The 19601-nt window shown below is 61.1% G+C and carries 16 protein-coding genes and 1 tRNA gene; 9 read left to right on the forward strand and 8 right to left on the reverse strand.

Translation table 11 applies throughout. The features are described from left to right. The first annotated feature begins 59 nt into the window (after window positions 1–59). The 8 genes from AC1DD7_RS21140 to pyk all read left to right on the forward strand — a co-directional run bounded on the left by AC1DD7_RS21140 (window position 60) and on the right by pyk (window position 12502). On the forward strand, window positions 60–332 hold the full coding sequence (locus AC1DD7_RS21140) for an HGxxPAAW family protein (protein WP_216923214.1): 273 nt from the start codon (window positions 60–62) through the stop codon (window positions 330–332). A gap of 2 nt (window positions 333–334) precedes the next feature. Further along, the gene (gene trpC / locus AC1DD7_RS21145; protein ID WP_477516466.1) at window positions 335–1153 is read left to right on the forward strand and encodes an indole-3-glycerol phosphate synthase TrpC; all 819 of its coding nucleotides are present in this window, start codon (window positions 335–337) and stop codon (window positions 1151–1153) included. Window positions 1154–1266: 113 nt separating this feature from the next. Next, window positions 1267–2643 (forward strand): tryptophan synthase subunit beta, encoded by a 1377-nt coding sequence (gene trpB / locus AC1DD7_RS21150; RefSeq protein ID WP_431120192.1) that lies wholly within the window; start codon window positions 1267–1269, stop codon window positions 2641–2643. After that, a complete protein-coding gene (trpA, locus tag AC1DD7_RS21155; protein ID WP_477516467.1) occupies window positions 2643–3455 on the forward strand; it encodes a tryptophan synthase subunit alpha in 813 nt (270 codons plus the stop codon). The genes trpB and trpA overlap by 1 nt, the downstream gene beginning before the upstream one ends. A 22-nt stretch (window positions 3456–3477) precedes the next feature. Further along, window positions 3478–4632, forward strand: coding sequence for a prolipoprotein diacylglyceryl transferase (lgt, locus tag AC1DD7_RS21160; protein WP_477516468.1), 1155 nt, complete (start codon window positions 3478–3480; stop codon window positions 4630–4632). Window positions 4633–4892: 260 nt separating this feature from the next. After that, window positions 4893–9506: a glutamate synthase large subunit gene (gene gltB / locus AC1DD7_RS21165; protein WP_477516469.1), complete on the forward strand. Its 4614-nt coding sequence runs from the start codon at window positions 4893–4895 to the stop codon at window positions 9504–9506. Continuing rightward, window positions 9499–10956, forward strand: a complete 1458-nt coding sequence (locus tag AC1DD7_RS21170) for a glutamate synthase subunit beta (protein ID WP_224089680.1) — start codon at window positions 9499–9501, stop codon at window positions 10954–10956. Before gltB ends, AC1DD7_RS21170 begins: the two co-directional genes overlap by 8 nt. A gap of 55 nt (window positions 10957–11011) precedes the next feature. After that, window positions 11012–12502, forward strand: a complete 1491-nt coding sequence (pyk, locus tag AC1DD7_RS21175) for a pyruvate kinase (RefSeq protein ID WP_431119891.1) — start codon at window positions 11012–11014, stop codon at window positions 12500–12502. 170 nt (window positions 12503–12672) lie between these two features. Here pyk and AC1DD7_RS21180 read toward each other — a convergent pair whose 3' ends face one another. Then, on the reverse strand, window positions 12673–13278 hold the full coding sequence (locus tag AC1DD7_RS21180) for an ANTAR domain-containing response regulator (protein ID WP_431119893.1): 606 nt from the start codon (window positions 13276–13278) through the stop codon (window positions 12673–12675). 198 nt (window positions 13279–13476) lie between these two features. Between AC1DD7_RS21180 and AC1DD7_RS21185 the strand changes: the two genes are divergently transcribed. After that, window positions 13477–13558, forward strand: a tRNA-Leu gene (locus tag AC1DD7_RS21185). An 853-nt stretch (window positions 13559–14411) separates the two neighbouring features. Here AC1DD7_RS21185 and AC1DD7_RS21190 read toward each other — a convergent pair. The 7 genes from AC1DD7_RS21190 to AC1DD7_RS21220 all read right to left on the reverse strand — a co-directional run bounded on the left by AC1DD7_RS21190 (window position 14412) and on the right by AC1DD7_RS21220 (window position 19520). Beyond that, complete coding sequence (locus tag AC1DD7_RS21190) at window positions 14412–14759, reverse strand: DUF202 domain-containing protein (RefSeq protein WP_131134355.1); 348 nt, start codon at window positions 14757–14759, stop codon at window positions 14412–14414. Window positions 14760–14768: 9 nt separating this feature from the next. Then, window positions 14769–15179: a YidH family protein gene (locus AC1DD7_RS21195; protein WP_131134356.1), complete on the reverse strand. Its 411-nt coding sequence runs from the start codon at window positions 15177–15179 to the stop codon at window positions 14769–14771. Window positions 15180–15191: 12 nt separating this feature from the next. Continuing rightward, a complete protein-coding gene (locus AC1DD7_RS21200; protein WP_131134424.1) occupies window positions 15192–16181 on the reverse strand; it encodes a formylglycine-generating enzyme family protein in 990 nt (329 codons plus the stop codon). Window positions 16182–16248: 67 nt separating this feature from the next. Then, the gene (locus AC1DD7_RS21205) at window positions 16249–16695 is read right to left on the reverse strand and encodes an ArsR/SmtB family transcription factor (RefSeq protein ID WP_131134357.1); all 447 of its coding nucleotides are present in this window, start codon (window positions 16693–16695) and stop codon (window positions 16249–16251) included. Between the two features lie 105 nt (window positions 16696–16800). Continuing rightward, the gene (locus AC1DD7_RS21210; protein WP_131134358.1) at window positions 16801–17094 is read right to left on the reverse strand and encodes a GntR family transcriptional regulator; all 294 of its coding nucleotides are present in this window, start codon (window positions 17092–17094) and stop codon (window positions 16801–16803) included. Beyond that, on the reverse strand, window positions 17091–18602 hold the full coding sequence (locus AC1DD7_RS21215; RefSeq protein WP_477516470.1) for a sulfatase family protein: 1512 nt from the start codon (window positions 18600–18602) through the stop codon (window positions 17091–17093). Before AC1DD7_RS21215 ends, AC1DD7_RS21210 begins: the two co-directional genes overlap by 4 nt. A gap of 183 nt (window positions 18603–18785) precedes the next feature. Continuing rightward, the gene (locus AC1DD7_RS21220; RefSeq protein WP_131134360.1) at window positions 18786–19520 is read right to left on the reverse strand and encodes a GntR family transcriptional regulator; all 735 of its coding nucleotides are present in this window, start codon (window positions 19518–19520) and stop codon (window positions 18786–18788) included. Between the last annotated feature and the right edge of the window lie 81 nt (window positions 19521–19601).

The following is a 19601-nucleotide window of genomic DNA, read 5'->3' on the forward strand; positions in this document are numbered from 1 at the left end:
CCCGGCCGCCGTCAATAAATGGCAGAATGTAAGCAGTATTCATCCCGAGGAGATTCCACATGAGCAAAACCACAGTGTCCGCAAACCAAGCTACCTCCACCATGGCCAGCCACGCTGATGCCATCGGCCACGGTAACAGCCCGGCTGCCTGGACCTGCGTGATTGTGATGCTGGTCGGCGCCCTGATTTCCTCCATTGCTTTCGTCATCGCCAGCACCCCCATCTTCATCGGTGGTGTTGTGGTCATGGTGGCCGGCCTCATCGTAGGTTGGGCCATGCGCAAGGCCGGCTACGGAGTGGGTGGCAGCAAGCTGCAGAACAACGGCCACTAATCGTGACCGTTCTTGACGACATCATCGTCGGCGTCAAGGAGGACATGGAGGCCCGCCGCCGGCTTATGTCCCTCGTTGAGCTGAAGGACCGTGCTGCAGGCGCAGCACCCGCGCGTGACGCGTGGGCTGCCCTGGGTGGTCCTTCCTCGAACCGCGACGATCTCAAGGTCATCGCTGAAATCAAGCGTCGTAGCCCCTCCAAAGGCGATCTCGCACCCATTGATGACCCCGCCTCGCTCGCGGTGCAGTACGAACATGGCGGAGCTTCGGTCATCAGCGTCCTTACCGAGAAGCGACGTTTCGGCGGGTCGCTGGCAGATCTCGATGCCGTACGTGCCGCCGTCGATATTCCCTTGCTGCGCAAGGACTTCACGGTGGACGAGTACCAGATCTGGGAAGCCCGCGCCCATGGCGCGGACCTCATTCTGCTGATCGTTGCGGCCTTGTCCGACTCGGAGCTGGCTGACTTCAGCGCCCTCAGCCATGAGCTTGGCATGAACGTGCTGGTGGAAACGCACACCGAAGAGGAAATTGAGCGTGCCGTCGCTGCGCAGGCCAAAATCATCGGCATTAACGTCCGCAACCTGAAGACGCTCGACGTCGACCGCTCAGTTTTCGGTTCACTGGCCGGTTTGATTCCGGCTGAGGCATTGATTGTCGCGGAGTCCGGCGTGCGGACGGCCGAGGATGTTACGCACTATGCCGCGAGTGGCGCCAACGCCATTTTGGTGGGGGAGGCGCTGGTTAGCGACTCAACCCCGCGCGAACGCATCACCGAATTCAAGGCAGCTGGAGCTGCCGCCATCGCCGTCAGGAACTGAGGCAGTACCTGAAGCAAGGCGACAGCCATGAGGCAGCCCGGGCATGTGCCTGCGGCTGCCTTGTGGCACGTGGAACTACCCGATGAACTAACTGGAACAGGACGGTGAGACTGATGGTGGACGCGCCAACAGCCAGCTCGGAAGAGAATGCGGCCGACGCATTCCTGCAAGGTGGCCATTCGCTGCGCAACGCGAGCGGGCCGTACTTCGGTAACTACGGTGGCCGTTGGATGCCCGAGTCACTTATCGCCGCACTCGACGAAGTCCAGGACACGTTCGAGAAAGCCAAGGCCGATCCCGAGTTCCTCGCGGAGTTGAAGGACCTCAACAAGAACTACTCCGGGCGTCCGTCGCTGCTGACAGAGGCCAAACGCTTCTCCAAGCACGCTGGTGGCGCGAGGATTTTCCTGAAGCGTGAAGACCTCAACCACACCGGTTCCCACAAGATCAACAACGTCCTGGGGCAAGCCCTCCTGGCCAAGCGCATGGGCAAGACCCGGGTTATTGCTGAAACCGGTGCAGGCCAGCATGGCGTTGCCAGTGCCACGGCGGCAGCCCTCCTGGGCCTTGAGTGCGTTGTCTACATGGGCGCGGAGGACTGCCGCCGCCAGGCCTTGAACGTTGCCCGCATGCAACTGCTCGGCGCCACCGTTGTTCCCGTGACCAACGGTTCGCAGACCCTCAAGGACGCCATCAACGACGCCCTGCGGGATTGGGTTTCGAACGTGGAGACCACCCATTACCTGCTGGGTACCGCTGCCGGAGCCCACCCGTTCCCTGCCATGGTCCGCTTCTTCCACGAAGTGATCGGCGAGGAAGCCCGCGCCCAGATCCTGGATCAGACCGGCAAGCTGCCCGACGCCATCTGTGCCTGCATTGGTGGTGGCTCCAATGCCATCGGCCTGTTCCACAGCTTCCTGGACGACGCTTCCGTGAAGATCTACGGCTTTGAGGCAGGTGGCGAAGGCGTTGAGACCGGGCGTCACGCCGCAGCAATCTCCCTGGGACGTCCCGGTGTGCTGCATGGTGCCCGTTCTTACCTGATGCAGGACGAAGACGGCCAGACCATCGAATCACACTCGATCTCTGCCGGACTGGACTACCCCAGCGTTGGACCGGAGCACTCGTACCTGGCGGACATCGGACGCGTGACATACGAGCCCATCACGGACACCGAAGCCATGGACGCCTTCAGCCTCCTGTGCCGGACCGAGGGCATCATCCCCGCTATCGAGTCTGCGCACGCGCTTGCCGGTGCCATCAAAGTGGGCCAGCGCCTCACCGAGGGCAAAGAGGACCCCTCCGAAATCTCCGTGATCGTGAACCTGTCCGGTCGCGGGGACAAAGACGTGGAAACCGCAGCCGCATGGTTCAACATGTTGGACGAAGAAGGTCACGTCAAGGGGACCACCCTGTCTACCCGCAAGCCCAAAGGTCCTGCAGAACGCACCTCCGAAGCAGCCGTGGACGTAAACGAGGACCAGAACTGATGACTGAACAATTCGCCAGCAAATCCGCTGCAGCTATCGACCGCGCCAAGGCCGAGGGTCGGGCAGCCCTTGTCGGATACCTTCCGGCGGGCTACCCCACAGTCCAGGACAGCATCGAAGCCGGCATTGCCCTGGCACGGAACGGTGCCGACCTCATCGAGATCGGTATTCCCTACTCCGATCCCGTGATGGACGGACCTGTCATCCAGGCTGCCACCACGGAAGCGATCAACAACGGTTTCCGGGTCGCCAATGTCTTCGACGTCGTTGCAGGGATCACTGCCGCTACTGACGCCGCCGTGTTGGTCATGACCTACTGGAACCCCGTCATGCGCATGGGCGTGGATGAGTTCTCCCGCCGCCTTGCTGAATCCGGGGGAGCAGGCCTTATTACTCCGGACCTTATTCCGGATGAGGCCAGTGAGTGGTTCGAGGCTTCGGACAAGTACGGACTGGACAGGGTCTTCCTGGTGGCTCCGTCATCTACGCCCGAACGCCTGGATATGACTGTCAAGGCCAGCCGCGGCTTTGTGTATGCCGTCTCCATCATGGGTGTGACCGGTACACGCCAGTCGGTCAGCAGCACAGCCGAAGACGTCGTGGCACGTGCCCACGCTGCAGGTGCTGAACGGGTTTGCGTTGGCCTCGGTGTTTCCAACCCGGATCATGTCCGCGAGATAGCTGCCTACGCTGACGGCGTGATCGTCGGCACCGCGCTCGTGGCGGCCCTCCGCGACGGCGGCGTTGACGCCGTCGGCCAACTCACCAAGAACCTCAGCGCCGGCTTGGGCCGCGCAGCTGCAGACGCCTAGGAAAAGGAAACAGCGAAGCCCAATGCAGACCGTCCTCCACGCAGCGGCAATGGTTCCACTGAGCATCCCGAGCCCATCGTGGTCCGGTTTCGACATTCCGCTGCCGTGGGGGACGCTGCGTATCCACGCATACGCCCTCTGCATCCTGGCGGGCATCATCATCGGCCTATGGTTGACGTCAGCCCGATGGAAGCGCCGTGGAGCCCCCGACGGGAGCCTGTGGGATATCGCCATTTGGGCGATTCCTTTCGGCATCATCGGTGGCCGGCTTTACCACGTGTTTTCGTCCCCGGATGCGTACTTTGGCCCTGGGTTCGACGGCACAGGTGACCTCTCCCTGATTCCGCAGATACAGCGAGGCGGCCTGGGTATTTGGGGCGCAGTGCTGCTTGGCGCCGTGGGTGCCTGGATCGGTTGCCGTCGGGCAGGTGTCAAGCTCACGGCCTTCTTGGATGCCGCGGCTCCTGGATTGCTGCTTGCCCAGGCGATCGGACGTTGGGGCAACTGGTTCAACCAGGAACTCTTCGGTGCCCCCACCACCTTGCCGTGGGGACTCCAGATCGACCCCGCCAACGCCAACTTCCCAGTGGGTATGCCTGCGGACACGCTCTTCCATCCGACGTTCCTCTATGAATTCCTGTGGAACATCCTGGGCGTCGCAATTCTGCTCCTGCTGGACCGGAAGTTCCACTTCCGCCGAGGACGCCTGTTCTGGCTCTACGCGATGTATTACACGCTTGGCCGCGTGTGGATCGAAGCGCTCAGGATTGACGACGCCGAGCAGATCAACCTCTTCGGGATCACCACCAGACTGAACGTGTGGACGAGCATCTTCGTCTTCATTGCGGCGCTGGTTATCTTCCTTGTTCTCGGCAGGGGAGGGCGACCGCAGCCCGATACACCTTATTTACCGGGCCGAGAGCCTGAAGCCACGCCAGCCAAAGATGAGGCATCCGTGACGAGCGTCACCAGTCATGATGTGGACCCATCTGTCTCGGATAGTGGTTCCCGTGGTAATCTCCCAGATAACCAAAGCGATCCGGGCCACGTTGACGAGCCGCAGGATGCAGCAGGAGATTCCGCGAAGGACACAACGTCCAAGGCGGAATCGGAATCTGCTGCGACTGCCGCAAGGAAGGCCCCCGGATCCTCGCTGGAAGCTGACGACACCAAGTAGTCGCTTCCGGCAAAGGGGCAACAGAGTCACCGCTCGTAGGGCCCAGTCCACAGCGTCGTGGCACCCCGGAAACCGGATCGCAGCATACCGATGTTCACTGGTCAAGCCGGGGCCAGTGGTCTGCGTAACTGTTAGTTGCGCTTGATTGGCTGGCCTACAATTCCAATAACTAGCGCTTTGTTGTGCCCATCACAAGGGCATGCAAGGTGGGGCCAACGTTGTCCCTTCCATACGCACGATCACGAGGAAGGACGTCTCCCATGACCCATCTTCATAACCCCGGTTGGTCCGAAAATATCGAACCGCAGGGTGCCATGTCTCCATTCAAGCGCTTTGCTGCGCTTCCGGAGGCCCGGGGTCTTTACAACCCGGACAAGGAGAAGGACGCCTGCGGCCTGGCAATTATTGCCACGCTCCGCGGGGAACCGGGATACGACATCGTGGAAGCGGCTCTGACTGCGCTCCGCAATCTCGAACACCGCGGCGCCGTGGGCGCCGATGAAGGTACTGGCGACGGTGCGGGCCTGCTGATGCAGGTTCCGGACGAGTTCTTCAGGGCCGTCACCGAATTCGAACTGCCCGCTCCGGGCCAGTACGTGGTGGGTACCGCCTTCCTTCCTGCTGAATCGCGCGAAGCAGCTACGGCCAAGGCCGGTATTGAAGCGCTGGCAGCGGATGAAGGCCTTACGGTCCTTGGCTGGCGTGAAGTTCCCGTGGTCGCAGACCTCGTGGGTGCCATGGCACGGGCATGTATGCCGTACTTCTCGCAGCCCTTCTTTGCATCCGCTACCGGTGAGCAGCTTGAGCGCAACGAACTTGACTCCCGTGCCTGGCGAATCCGTAAGCGCGCCCAGAACAAGTACGGCGTGTACTTCCCCTCGCTGTCCTCGCGCACCATTGTGTACAAGGGCATGCTGACGACGGCCCAGTTGGAGCCGTTCTACCCCGACCTTTCGGATCAGCGTTTCAAGACGAAGCTGGCCATTGTCCACTCACGCTTCTCCACGAACACTTTCCCGTCGTGGCCTCTGGCGCAGCCGTTCCGCACCATCGCCCACAACGGTGAAATCAACACGGTCAAGGGCAACCGCAACTGGATGCGCGCACGCCAGTCGCAGTTGGCCAGCCCGCTGCTGGGTGACACCCCTGAAGAGCTGTACCCGATCTGCACCCCAGGTGCCTCGGACTCTGCCTCCTTCGACGAAGTAGCCGAACTCCTTTGGCTGTCCGGCCGGCCGATCACGCACTCGATCATGATGATGATCCCGGAGGCGTGGGAGAACCACGCCACCATGGATCCGGCACGCCGCGCGTTCTACGAATACCACTCACTGCTCATGGAGCCGTGGGATGGTCCTGCTGCTGTCTCCTTCACTGACGGCAACCTCGTCGGCGCAACGCTGGACCGTAATGGCCTGCGCCCCGGACGCTACTGGATCACTGAAGACGGCCTGATCGTTTTTGCCTCGGAAGTGGGCGTTATCGAGGTTGAGCCTTCCAACGTGGTGAAGAAGGGTCGCGTTGCCCCGGGCAAGATGTTCCTGGTGGACACCGAAGCCGGCCGCATCATCGACGACGCCGAGGTCAAGGCCGAGGTCGCCGCAGCCAACCCGTGGGCCGAATGGCTCAAGGACAACCTGATCGACATCAACGAGCTCCCCGAGCGCGAGCACGTACGCCACACCGCTGCATCGGTGAACATCCGCCAGCGGACCTTCGGTTACACCACTGAAGAATTGAAGATCCTGCTCGGCCCCATGTCCCGCACGGGGGCTGAGCCCCTGGGTGCCATGGGTTCTGATACACCGGTTGCCGTGCTGTCCAAGCGCCCGCGCTTGCTGTTTGACTACTTCGTGCAGTCCTTCGCCCAGGTCACCAACCCGCCGCTGGACGCCATCCGCGAAGAGTTGGTCACGTCACTGAAGTGCGCCATCGGACCCAACGGCAACCTTTTGGATGGCAAGCAGGTCCGCCAACCGCAGATCTCCCTGCCGTTCCCCGTGATCAACAACGATCAACTCGCCAAGATCTCGAACATCGAAAACGCCGACGGCGATCGCATCGCCATGAAGGTACGTGGCCTTTACCGCCCGGAGGGTGGGGAAGCGGCACTGCGTGCCCGTCTGACAGAGATCTGCGAGCAGGTTTCCGGCGCGATCAACCGTGGCGTGCAGTACGTTGTGCTGTCCGACCGCGACTCGAACGCGCAGTGGGCACCCATTCCGTCGCTCCTGCTTGTCAGCGCTGTCCACCACCACCTGCTCCGCAGTGCCAATCGCACCAAGACGGCACTCGTGGTTGAGGCCGGCGATGTCCGCGAGACGCACCACGTTGCCGTGCTCATTGGCTATGGCGCATCGGCAGTCAACCCCTACCTCGCCATGGAATCGGTTGAACAGCTGATCTCCAACGGCGACGTTGAGGGCGTGACTCCGGAAGACGGCGTTTACAACCTCATCAAGGGCCTCGGCAAGGGTGTGCTGAAGATCATGTCCAAGATGGGCATCTCCACAGTTGCTTCCTACACCGGCGCCCAGACGTTCGAGGCACTGGGCCTGTCGCAGGAACTCGTTGACGAATTCTTCTCGGGTACGCACTCCCAGCTGGGTGGCGTGGGCCTGGACGTCATTGCCGCGGAAGTTTCGGCACGCCACCAGATGGCGTACCCGGAGGGCGGCATCGAGCACCCGCACCAGCCGTTGCTCGGCGGCGGCGAATACCAGTGGCGCCGCGACGGCGAACCGCACCTCTTCAACCCGGAGACGGTGTTCCGCCTGCAGCACGCCACCCGTGAGCGTCGCTACGACATCTTCAAGGCCTACACCAAGGGCGTTGACGATCAGTCCGAGAACCTGATGACCCTGCGTGGGTTGCTCAAGTTCAAGAGTGACGTCCGTCCGGCCGTGCCGCTTGAGGAAGTGGAGTCCGTCTCCAGTATCGTCAAGCGTTTCTCCACCGGCGCCATGAGCTACGGCTCCATCTCCAAGGAAGCCCACGAGACTCTTGCCATCGCCATGAACCGTTTGGGCGCCAAGTCCAATACGGGTGAAGGTGGCGAAGACGTTGACCGTCTGCTGGATCCGGAGCGCCGCTCTGCCATCAAGCAGATTGCTTCCGGCCGCTTCGGTGTCACCAGCCTGTACCTGACCAACGCTGACGACATCCAAATCAAGATGGCACAGGGCGCCAAGCCCGGCGAGGGTGGCCAGTTGATGGCCCAGAAGGTCTACCCCTGGGTAGCCCGCACGCGCCACTCGACGCCCGGTGTCGGACTCATTTCCCCGCCCCCGCACCACGACATCTACTCGATCGAAGACCTCGCGCAGCTCATCTACGATGCCAAGCGCGCCAACCCTTCGGCCCGTGTGCACGTGAAGCTGGTTTCGGAAGTCGGGATCGGCACGGTGGCCTCCGGCGTGACGAAGGCGAAGGCCGACGTCGTGCTTGTTTCAGGTCACGACGGCGGTACGGGCGCCTCGCCGCTGAACTCGCTGAAGCATGCAGGTGTGCCGTGGGAACTTGGCCTTGCCGAGACCCAGCAGACCCTCATGCTCAATGGCCTCCGTGACCGCGTGGTGGTGCAGGTTGACGGTCAGCTCAAGACCGGCCGCGACGTGGTCATTGCCGCCCTGCTGGGTGGAGAAGAGTTCGGTTTCGCAACGGCTCCGCTGGTTGTCTCCGGCTGCATCATGATGCGCGTTTGCCACTTGGACACCTGTCCCGTTGGTGTTGCTACCCAGAACCCGGAATTGCGTTCGCGGTTCAATGGCAAGCCCGAGTTCGTGGTCAACTTCTTCGAGTTCCTCGCAGAAGAAGTCCGCGAAATCCTGGCAGAGCTCGGGTTCCGCAGCCTCGAAGAGGCGATCGGCCACGCCGAGGTCCTGGACACCCGCGAAGCGATCGACCACTGGAAGGCCGAGGGCCTGGACCTGGATCCGATCCTGCACGGCCTTGAGTTTGACGACGACGTGCCGCTGCGCAACATGACTACCCAGAACCACGAGCTGGACAAGCACTTCGACCAGCGGCTCATCACCATGGCCGCCGAAGCGCTCAGCGACCGCATGCCCGTCAAGATCACCCTTGACGTCATCAACACGGACCGTTCTGTGGGCACGATGCTCGGCCATGTGGTGACCAAGACGTTCGGTACCGATGTGCTGGCGACGGACACGATCGACATCACGCTCAACGGCACCGCTGGCCAGTCACTTGGCGCCTTCCTGCCTGCGGGCATCACGCTGCGCATGTACGGTGACTCCAACGACTACGTGGGCAAGGGCCTCTCCGGCGGACGCATTATCGTCCGCCCGGACCGCACCAACGTGTTCCAGGCGGAGCGCAACGTCATTGCCGGCAACGTCATCGGTTACGGCGCAACGAGCGGCGAGATGTTCCTGCGCGGCCAGGTTGGTGAACGCTTCCTGGTGCGTAACTCCGGTGCGACCGCCGTCGTCGAAGGTATTGGCGATCACGGATGCGAGTACATGACCGGTGGCCAAACACTGATCATTGGCCGTACCGGACGCAACTTCGGTGCCGGCATGTCCGGTGGTACCGCTTACGTGCTGGACCTGCAGCATGAGCGTGTCAACAAGGATGCGCTGGACTCCGGCGAACTTCAGCTCCTTGAGCTGGACGCCGAGGACCGCGACATCGTCCACGGCCTGCTCACCAAGCACGCCGAGGAAACCGAATCCGTCCTGGCCGGCCGTCTGCTCGAGAACTTCGACGACACCGCCGCCCGCATCACCAAAGTACTGCCGCGCGACTACGCCGCAGTCCTGCAAACCCGTCTCGACGCCATCGAAGAGGGCCTTGACCCCGACGGCGAAGAAGTATGGTCTCGAATCCTGGAGGTAACCGGTGGCTGATCCACGCGGATTTCTGAAAGTCCGGCAGCGCGAGACGCAGCCACGCCGTCCCGTTCCGGTCCGCATCATGGACTGGAAAGAAGTGTACGAAGCGCAGGAAAAGGGCGTCCTGAAGAGCCAGGCAGGCCGCTGCATGGACTGTGGCGTACCGTTCTGCCACCAGGGCTGCCCGCTGGGCAACCTCATTCCAGAGTGGAACGACCTCGTGTGGCGGGACAAGGGTGAGGAAGCGATTGAACGCCTCCACGCCACGAACAACTTCCCCGAGTTCACAGGCCGTTTGTGCCCGGCACCCTGCGAAGCGTCCTGCGTGCTGGGTATCAACCAGCCTGCCGTGACCATCAAGCAGGTTGAGGTTTCCATCATCGATGAAGCCTTCGACAACGACTGGGTCCACCCCCTTCCGCCGACGCGCCTCACTGGCAAGACGGTTGCCGTGGTGGGGTCCGGTCCTGCAGGCCTCGCAGTTGCACAGCAGCTGACCCGCGTTGGTCACACGGTTGCCGTGTACGAGCGTGACGACAAGATCGGCGGCCTGCTCCGCTACGGCATCCCCGACTTCAAAATGGAGAAGGAACAGGTTGACCGCCGCCTGGAGCAGATGAAGGCCGAAGGCACCCGCTTCCGCACCGGCGTCGCAGTCGGTACGGACGTGACCTGGGAACAGCTGCGCCGTCGTTACGACGCCGTCGTGATTGCTACCGGTGCAACCGTCCCGCGCGATCTGCCGATTCCGGGCCGTGACCTTGAAGGCGTGCACTTCGCCATGGACTACCTGGTTCCTTCCAACCGCGTAGTGGCGGGGGAGAGTCCGGAAAATCACATCGACGCCCGTGGCAAGCACGTGGTCATCCTTGGTGGTGGCGACACCGGCGCGGACTGCATCGGTACAGCGCACCGTCACCAGGCGGCTTCCGTTACGACGCTCGCGATCGGCAAGCAGCCGCCTCTTGAGCGTGCAGGTCACCAGCCGTGGCCGACGTTCCCCACACTCTTCGAGGTCGCCAGCGCCCACGAAGAAGGCGGCGAACGTACCTACCTGGCGTCCACCGTGGAGTTTGTTGGCGAGAATGGCAAGCTCACCGGGGTCAAGGTTGCCGAGACGGAGTTCGTGGATGGCAAGCGCCTCCCGAAGGCCGGGACCGAGCGGATCATTCCCGCTGACCTCGTCTTCCTGAGCCTCGGCTTCACCGGTGCTGAACCGTCCGGTATCACCGAGCAGGTCAGTGCAGAATTCGACGGTCGGGGCAACGTAGCCCGCGACGGCTACTACATGACGAACACCGAGGGTGTGTTTGTTGCCGGTGACGCCGGACGTGGCCAGTCCCTGATTGTGTGGGCCATTGCCGAAGGCCGTGCGTGTGCGGCAGCAGTGGACAAGTTCCTCATGGGAAGCACAATCCTTCCGGCACCGGTCGCCCCCACCGACCGGGCAATCGCGGTCTTATAGCGCCGGCAGGAATGATCTTTAACTCAATCAGCAGCACACTACTTAGGGTAGGTATATGAGACGCGCGAAAATTGTGGCAACTTTCGGCCCGGCAATCTCCAGCTATGACAACACTCTTGCAGTGCTGGAAGCCGGCGTTGACGTTGCCCGCATGAACATGAGCCACGGCGACTACTCCGTGCATGACATCACCTACGAGAATGTCCGCAAGGCTGCGGCGCAACTGCACAAGCCCGTTGCCATCATGGCTGACCTCCAGGGTCCCAAGATCCGTCTTGGCCGCTTTGTTGACGGCCCGCACGAGCTGGCTGTTGGCGACATCTTCACCATCACCACCGAAGACGTCCCCGGCACCAAGGACATCTGCTCCACTACGCTTAAGAGCCTCACCGAAGACGTCAACGTGGGCGACGCCCTGTTGATCGACGACGGCAAGGTTGCCCTTCGCGCCATCGAAGTTGACGACGTCAAGGTTGTTGCCACCGTTACAGTCGGTGGCAAGGTGTCCAACAACAAGGGCATCAACCTGCCCGGTGTTGCCGTCAACGTCCCCGCACTGAGCGAAAAGGACGAGGACGACCTCCGTTGGGCCCTCAAGCGTGGCGTGGACCTGGTTGCCTTGTCTTTCGTCCGGGATGCCTCCGACATCAAGCGCGTCCACGAAATCATGGACGAAGAAGGCCGCCGCGTTCCGGTGATCGCCAAGATCGAAAAGCCCCAGGCCGTGGACCAGCTCCACGAAATCATCGATGCGTTCGACGCCATCATGGTTGCCCGTGGTGACCTCGGTGTTGAGCTCCCGCTCGAAGAGGTGCCGATCGTCCAGAAGCGCGCCATTGAACTGGCACGCCGCTGGGCCAAGCCGGTCATCGTGGCAACTCAGGTCCTGGAATCCATGATCGACAACCCGCGTCCGACGCGTGCCGAGGCTTCTGACTGCGCAAACGCAGTTCTCGACGGCGCCGATGCAGTCATGCTGTCCGGTGAAACATCGGTGGGTCAGTACCCCATCGAAACCGTCAAGGTCATGGCCAGGATCATCGAGTCCACCGAAGAACACGGCCTCGAGCGCGTCCCCCCGCTGGGCACCAAGCCCAAGACCCGCGGTGGCGCCATCACCCGTGCCGCCGTCGAAATCGCCGACCAGCTGGACGCAAAGTACATCTGTACTTTCACCCAGTCCGGTGACTCGGCACGCCGTTTGTCGCGTCTGCGCCCGGTCAAGCCGGTCTTCGCGTTCACGCCTGTTGAGCACGTCTGGAACCAACTCGCCCTCACCTGGGGCATCCAGCCGGTACTGGTCCCCACCGTGGGCCACACCGACGAAATGACCGCACAGGTTGACCGCAGCCTCCTCGACATGAAGATCGTCGAAGAAGGTGACCTGGTGGTCATCGCTGCCGGTTCCCCTCCCGGACAGGCCGGTTCCACGAACTCGCTGAAGGTCCACAAGGTGGGCGACCTCGCCGACACGTCCTCCGTGGACGCGTCGCGCAAGGAGCCCGTTGGCCCGTGGCCTGAAAAGAAAAGCAAGACCAGGGCCTAGGTTCCTGGCTCAGGCTTGAGTGAAGCGGGTCCTGCCAACATTGCGTTGGCGGGGCCCGCTTTGTTTTGCGTTGTTTTGGCCCTTAGGCGGGATTCTTCCCTTGGGCGGGCACGACGGCGGCCGGTCACCTATCGCGTAGGTGACCGGCCGCCGTCGTTGACTGCTTGGTGCTAGTTGACCTGGTTGATGATCGTTTCAGCAACCTCACGCATGCTCAGGCGACGGTCCATGGACGTCTTCTGGATCCAGCGGAAGGCCTCCGGCTCCGTGAGGCCCATCTTGGTGGTCAGGAGGCTCTTGGCGCGCTCCACGAGCTTGCGGGTGGCGAACTGCTCCTGGAGATCGGAAACCTCGTTCTCAAGCGCCTTGATCTCCTCGTGGCGCGAGAGAGCGATCTCGATGGCCGGGATGAGGTCAGCCGGCGTAAACGGCTTCACAACGTAAGCCATGGCGCCGGCGTCGCGGGCACGCTCCACGAGTTCCTTCTGGCTGAAAGCAGTCAGCAGAACTACGGGGGCGATGCGGGCCTTGACGATCTTCTCTGCCGCTGAGATGCCATCCATGACGGGCATCTTCACATCCATGAGGACGAGGTCCGGCTTCAGCTCTTCGGCCAACTGCACGGCCTTCTCGCCGTTGTCTGCCTCGCCGACGACGTCGTACCCTTCGCCCTTCAGGATCTCAATAATGTCCAAGCGGATGAGGGTCTCATCCTCGGCTACGACGACGCGTCGGGCCAGTTGGGCTGCGGGTGTGGACTCCGTCTGTTCGGTCACGGGATCTCCTTGAAAAGGTTCGGCGGGTTCATGTCCATCTTAGTGTGGACCGCTGCGGCACATGATTTTGTTGCACTCGCGCGCCCAGTTCTGAAAAACAGCCTATCTGCATGTAGAGTAGTTTCGCGTGCTGGGAAAGGATCGCGTTGCTCACAGCAATGAGAGCAGTCAGCGAGAATTAACTTCCCGGTAATCCGCGCCCGAGTGGCGGAATTGGCAGACGCGCCGCACTCAAAATGCGGTATCGAAAGGTGTGTGGGTTCGAGTCCCACCTCGGGCACAGCATACCCCCTCGTCAGAGGGGTTTTTGCTTTTAAGTGTGTACAAAGCTGGACAAATGCCTCTGCCTCACGGCCCCGGGATGGTGCCTGGCCGCCGGGTGCGGCCTGTTTAGTTTGGTGGGGGAACGGGTTCAGCGTCCTGGCTGGTGGGCGCTCCGCTGGTTCTCAGTCGGTGTCACGCGGATTCCTCCTTCGGTTCTGTCTGGTAGGTCTGGGGTGGCCTACACCTCTTCGTGGGGTGGGGGATTTGGTACGGCATGACTTCGAGAGACTTCTGTTTCGACGGTCCGTGCCATGGGATTTCCGTCCCATCGCGGCGCCGACGGGGGGTTTGTCCGGCCAAAGGGGGTGTGTACATTGTGCACACCCAAGTCTGTTTGTTTCTGACCACGGTCTGCTCACTTTCTTGCCTTCACTTGTTCATCCCGCGTGCCGTCATCGGCGACATGACTTGCCGTCCGAAGCCCTGCTGCGTTGGCGCTCCGTCTCATCTCCTCTGAGCAACTGCATTCCAAGGAAGAGGGGGCGTTAGCAAGTCTTTGTTGGCTTAAGTTGCTGAAATTGTCAGGTTGCGGCCTATGACTGCGGGTTTCTGCGATGAGACATCGGCGATTTAAGCCCTAGCATGACGAAAATCCTCGCCGGATCTGACGTCAGGTTGGGGTGTGGTTGGCCAGACACGTTCGCGTCTTTCCAATGACCTGTTGAACCCGGCTAGCACGAGATGCACGCACGCAGTCAAGGCGGCCACCAGAAGCCACTCCGGTATGTATCCGAACCAGGTCACTTGCCGTGCAACTGATTCGTGTCTCAGGCGGATGTTGTTGTGAAGCCTAACTGTCGGTGTCCCGTTCACGGGGCGAAAGGACTGAACAAGACAGCGCAGATTCCGAGTAATGAAAGGATAATGACGCAGGCCGCCAAGGCAGTGACAGTGGCGGCGTGGGGTTGCACGATGCCTTCATGGATGCCTTCGATGGCCCGTTGTAATCGTCGTTTCCGTCCCAGTCCGATTGCCACCGTGGCGATTGTGGCGGTTGCTGTCAGGCATCCGGCGAACCAGCCGTGTTGGGGAAGCCAGCGTAGAAAGACGGCGGCCGACGCCATCATTGAGAGCATTGTCCGGTTCCACGCGAGGTCAGTTCGTTCAGGTTGCAGGCCGGGATCGTCGTGGCTCGGGGGGATGGAGTCGGTGGTCAATGATCCCTTCTAGCGAATCGCCGCGAACGTGATCATGCCTGCGGCTACGCCGGCGCCACCCAGCGCTAAAAGGGGGGTGATAAGAGGTAGCGGCAAAGGTGCCTTCCGACGCATTGCGCGCTCGACGTTCAGCCATCTGAACAGGGACCCGGCACTGATCAGCAGTGCCATCGTGAGCAGAACGATGGAGAGGGTCTTCCGCAACTCCGGGGCAAACAGCCCGGACATGAATGCTTCGACCGCGGCACCGCCAGCGAGCAGGGCCAGTGATGTTCGGATCCATGCCAGGAAGGTTCGTTCGTTGGCTAACGTGAAACGGGGGTCAGGTTCCGCGCCACCCTTAAGGAGCCAAGAAGAGAAGCGTGCTCTTTTTTGGAAGGGCTGGTCGGTGGGTTCGTTGTTCACAGTTGAGGCTTCCATTTGTTCGCCAGCTCAGGCCGGTGGTTCCAAAGGCAAGGCTACGGTCCGGAATCCGCAGTTACCGCTGGAGGAATCAGGAGTGTTTGAGCTCCGGGATGACACTCGGTATCTGTTGCAATACGAGTCGTGGCACAGATAGGAACCACCGCGCATCACGCGTCCTGCGCCGATGGTTGGTCCTTGAGGATTTGTCGCAGCCGAGCTCTGGTAGTAGCCCGGCAAGAACCAATCGGCGCACCATTCCCAGACGTTCCCGGCGACGTCGTAGAGCCCATACCCGTTGGCGGGGAAGGATTTGACGGGTGATGTCCCGGTAAATCCGTCCTCGGTGGTGTTTTCGATGGGGAAGGTGCCCTGCCAGATATTGCAGAGGTGTTCACCTGAGGGGCCGTGGAGGTCGTTCCCCCAGGCGTAGCGTTGGCCCACCAGGCCTCCTCTTGCTGCGTATTCCCATTCAGCCTCGGTCGGAAGACGTCGTCCTGCCCAGCGGCAATAGGCCAGGGAGTCGTTGTGTGAGGTGTGTACAACGGGGTGATCCGCTACGTGCTTCCAGTGTGATGCGGGCCCGGCCGGGTGGGCCCAGTCAGCCCCCTGGATGTTTAGCCACCAGGGAGCGCCGGAGGCAAAGCCAAGAATGCTGGAACGCGGCGCACGTTTGAGGAGGTGGAAAACGGCCGAGGATCCGAAAATTTCGGCATCCGTGCGGTATCCCGTATCGGCCACAAATTCGGCAAACATGGTGTTGGTGACGGCGGTGGAATCGATGCTGAAGGCATCTATGTGAACTGCGTGTACTGGCCTTTCTCCGTCGCTCGAATAGCCCTCATCAAAGGCATCGCCCATCAGGAAGGTTCCAGCGGGGATGCGCACTTGTGGCGGACGCTCTGCAAATCGGCCGGCCGCTCCGGCAAGGGGCGGTTGTCCAGCGGTCAGTGTTGCGTTCTTGCGGGACGGGGCGCAGCAGCTTTTTCCTACGGACTGCGATCCGGATCCGGTCACCATCATGGTTCCTCCATGCACTGATATGAAATGTCTCCGCCGGTAGTAGCGATGAGATGCTCCGGCGCTTCTAACTGGAAAAATTCGCAGACGTCGTTGGCTGGTCAAGGGAGTGGATGATTGACGGTTTGAAGATGTGTGGCGCGGACCTACGCTGCTGGTTGCCCGCTGGTTCCGGCATGCCCGGTGCAGGGCCCTTTGAAGCCGTTCGCTTTTCGATGAGGCAGCGCAAAAGTTCATCATCGATGATCGTTTCTTCGGTGTTGTAATTTCGAACGGCGGCGTCGATCCGGCCTGCAGCTGTCTCCAGCAATCGGTAGCGGGTGTGAATACCCTCAGCGCTGGCCGCGACAAGCCCGTGGCTGCGCATTCTTGTCAGATCGTTGGATACGTGACCCTGTGTACAGTGAAGCAGCCGAGCCAGTTCGGTCGGGGTGAGAAGTCCATGTTCCTCCAGGAGTAAAGCAATTTTTAGGCGGTTCTTACCGCTAAGGACTGGCATGACAGTTGGTTTCATGCGCTTTGGCCCCAGAGACTGCAGTTATTCACAGAAGCCATGAGGGCGGGCCTTTCACTAAGAACGAGGTATCCACGTCTGATTTTCCTTTCCAAGGTGCGGTCATCAGGCTAGGTAGGTTCCAGATCCCTGCTTGCGACGCACGAGATGGTTGTCTTCCAAGCGTTGGAAGGCATGACGGACTGTTCCGAGTGAGACTCCCAGTTCCCGTGCGAGTGACCGCTCGGTCTTGAGCTTGTCACGATGGTTCAGGTGGTTCAGCTGTATCTCTGCGGAGGTAGCCTCGGCGATTTGAAAGTACAACGGCACCGGTGAATACTTGTGGACTCTGATCTTCAGGTCCTGGGCTTCTTTGGCCGGCGTCAGGCATCCTGTTCGTGGTGCTGGCGCGCTCATCATGACTGTGGACTGGATCTGGATGGGGCGATTTTGCGCTTGGGAGCAATGTACCGAAGAGATTCCAGCTCCCTGCCCAGCACCTGTGCCACTTCGGGTTGGTCCGAGTGTTTGTTATCGCGTTGCGAGATATCTTCGGTCAGGTTGTAAAGGGCGGCTTCGCTGTCATCCTCCGGGTAGCCGCGTTCTGTACGGAACCATTCAGGTTCCGGATTTTCTGAACAGGGCGGCGAGTCGATGAAGACCCATTTGTCCTTCCGGATGGAGAACTTACCGTTACGGGAGTGACCGACAAGTGAGCCCCGCAACGGCTGGTCAGCTTTGCCTTCCAACAGGGGCAGCATGGAGATGCTGTCCCGGCCGGCTGAGGAAGGCAGAGGGGCGTGGAGTATGTCGGCGCACGTGGCCATAAGGTCCATGAGGCTGACCAGCTCACTGCATACCGTGTTGCCCGGAATTGTGCCTGGCCATGAGGCAATGAAGGGGACACGGTGGCCTCCTTCCCAGACGTCATGCTTGATCCCCCTGAGATCTCCCATGCTGTAATGCGCGGTGCGCCGGGCGCGTTCGAAAGCCCCTTCATCGTCCTTGGTGCCCAGCTCAGGCCCGTTGTCGCTGGTGAAGATGAGCAGTGTGTCATCGGCCAGTCCTGAACGTTCCACCGCGTCCAGGACCTGACCAACGAGCCAGTCGATTTCGGAAACGAGGTCGCCGTAGGGGCCGATGCCGCTGCGGGCTCTGAATTCTGGCCCTGGGCTTACTGGGGAGTGGGGAGCGGTCAGGGAAAGGAAGAGGAAGAACGGGTTCGTTCCTATCGTGCTGGCGTCGCTGCTGTGTGACTCGACGTACTCCACGGTCCGCCGTGTGAACTCCGGAAGCATCGCTTCGTGGGACCAGTTTTCAACGGAGGGACCGATGTCACCGTAGATGGCGGCGGATTTGGGCCTCGTGGGCTGAGCAGTCAGCCGGTCGTCCTGGAACCACGAATAGGGCGGGTAATTTGGTACGTCTACACCGAAGTAGGTGTCGAAACCATGCTCAATGGGGCCCCCGGCGATCGGTGCGGAGAAGTCAATTTCTTTCCAGAATTCGTCCCGGCGCAGCTCAACTTCAGGGGTGTCGATTGCATAAGGCAAAACCTGGTTGGGGCTTCGACCTGTGGTTGTTGGCCAGTTCCAGCCAAGATGCCATTTGCCGATGCACGCCGTGTCGTAGCCCTGAGACTTCAGGAAACTGGGGACGGTGACTTCGCCATCCTCAAAAACGGGGCCGTCCCACCGGCAGATCACCCCGGACTTGAGGCGGGATCGCCAGTTATATTGGCCACTGAGCAGACTGTAGCGGCTGGGAGAGCAGACCGATGATGTTGCGTGGGCGTCGGTAAAGCGCATGCCCTGTGCTGCGAGTCGGTCAAGGTTGGGAGTGGGAATCTGTGATCGGTTGTTGAAGCACGACAGGTCTCCGTACCCCATATCGTCGGCGAGGATATACACAATGTTTGGTCCTGGCATTGGGCTTAACCTATCTGGCTGGAGCTGCGTTGCTCCTGATGGCTTGTTCGTCCAGTCCGAGCCGTTCATGGCACGCACTAGGGGGAGGCGGTACGTCCACTGGCTGGCCGTCCGCCGGTGGTTCCGGCCCTACGGGAGTGCTGCCCTCTTTTCAAGTGTGGGCAACGGTGACACCGGCACCAGCTAGTGCGAGGGTCTGCGGATAAGCCTGAACTTCATGACATCCGAACGGTTGTAGATCACACTATGCATAAAGGGCCGTTCCTCGTCTGTGAAGTTGAGCTGGGTTAGCTTCAGGAGCGGGGTGTCTGGCTTGATATCAAATACTGTTGCGAGTTCTTCGGAAGCGGGTACGACGTCCAGGTCACCGTCCTGAAGGAGCACAGGGCACCGGGCCTGTTCCTGGAGGAGGTGAATCATGTCCACGTCAATGTCTTTGAGTGGTTCAAGATCGAGAGCGACGCCGTTGACGCTAACGGGCAGCGTGTCAGTGATTTTTACTGCACGAATGCCGTCGACCGAGAAGACCCTTTCGACTTTCCACGCTTCTTCGCCGTCTTCCAGGGCAATCAGCGACGAGATGTCACGCGAAGGCACTGATCGGGTCAACACGAATTCGGCGATGGCTGGCTCGTGCCCGGATGCAAGGATCACGTCCCTGTGGGCTACGAGGTCGGAAAGACTCACCAGTACGGGCCCTCCTGTCTCGCGGATGAAGGTTCCGATGCCATGGCGTCGGACAACGATTCCCTCCTTCCATAGCAGTTGGAGTGCATCTCGAAGGGTTGTCCGGCTGACACCTAACTCGACGGCCAAGTCCTTTTCCCCTGGAAGCCTGTCTCCGGGGTGCAGGTCCTCGCCGATTCGCTGACGAAAGGAATCAGCGACCTGGGCGGCCAGGCTACGGCGCTCAAACATCGGTGAACTCCTTGGGGTACGTGTCGTTCAGGGGGCGGTCAACCGCATATGTGGAGAGCAGTGTTGCTCGTGCGCGTTCGT

It is taken from the genome of Paenarthrobacter sp. 10L412 (assembly GCF_056395565.1).

Excerpts from the sequence above, each read along its gene's own strand:
- AC1DD7_RS21140 (WP_216923214.1), top strand. The coding sequence starts at position 60 with ATGAGCAAAACCACAGTGTCCGCAAACCAAGCTACCTCCACCATGGCC.
- trpB (WP_431120192.1), top strand. The coding sequence starts at position 1,267 with ATGGTGGACGCGCCAACAGCCAGCTCGGAAGAGAATGCGGCCGACGCA.
- trpA (WP_477516467.1), top strand. The coding sequence starts at position 2,643 with ATGACTGAACAATTCGCCAGCAAATCCGCTGCAGCTATCGACCGCGCC.
- lgt (WP_477516468.1), top strand. The coding sequence starts at position 3,478 with ATGCAGACCGTCCTCCACGCAGCGGCAATGGTTCCACTGAGCATCCCG.
- gltB (WP_477516469.1), top strand. The coding sequence starts at position 4,893 with ATGACCCATCTTCATAACCCCGGTTGGTCCGAAAATATCGAACCGCAG.
- pyk (WP_431119891.1), top strand. The coding sequence starts at position 11,012 with ATGAGACGCGCGAAAATTGTGGCAACTTTCGGCCCGGCAATCTCCAGC.
- AC1DD7_RS21195 (WP_131134356.1), bottom strand. The coding sequence starts at position 15,179 with ATGGAAGCCTCAACTGTGAACAACGAACCCACCGACCAGCCCTTCCAA.
- AC1DD7_RS21200 (WP_131134424.1), bottom strand. The coding sequence starts at position 16,181 with ATGGTGACCGGATCCGGATCGCAGTCCGTAGGAAAAAGCTGCTGCGCC.
- AC1DD7_RS21205 (WP_131134357.1), bottom strand. The coding sequence starts at position 16,695 with ATGAAACCAACTGTCATGCCAGTCCTTAGCGGTAAGAACCGCCTAAAA.
- AC1DD7_RS21210 (WP_131134358.1), bottom strand. The coding sequence starts at position 17,094 with ATGATGAGCGCGCCAGCACCACGAACAGGATGCCTGACGCCGGCCAAA.
- AC1DD7_RS21215 (WP_477516470.1), bottom strand. The coding sequence starts at position 18,602 with ATGCCAGGACCAAACATTGTGTATATCCTCGCCGACGATATGGGGTAC.
- AC1DD7_RS21220 (WP_131134360.1), bottom strand. The coding sequence starts at position 19,520 with ATGTTTGAGCGCCGTAGCCTGGCCGCCCAGGTCGCTGATTCCTTTCGT.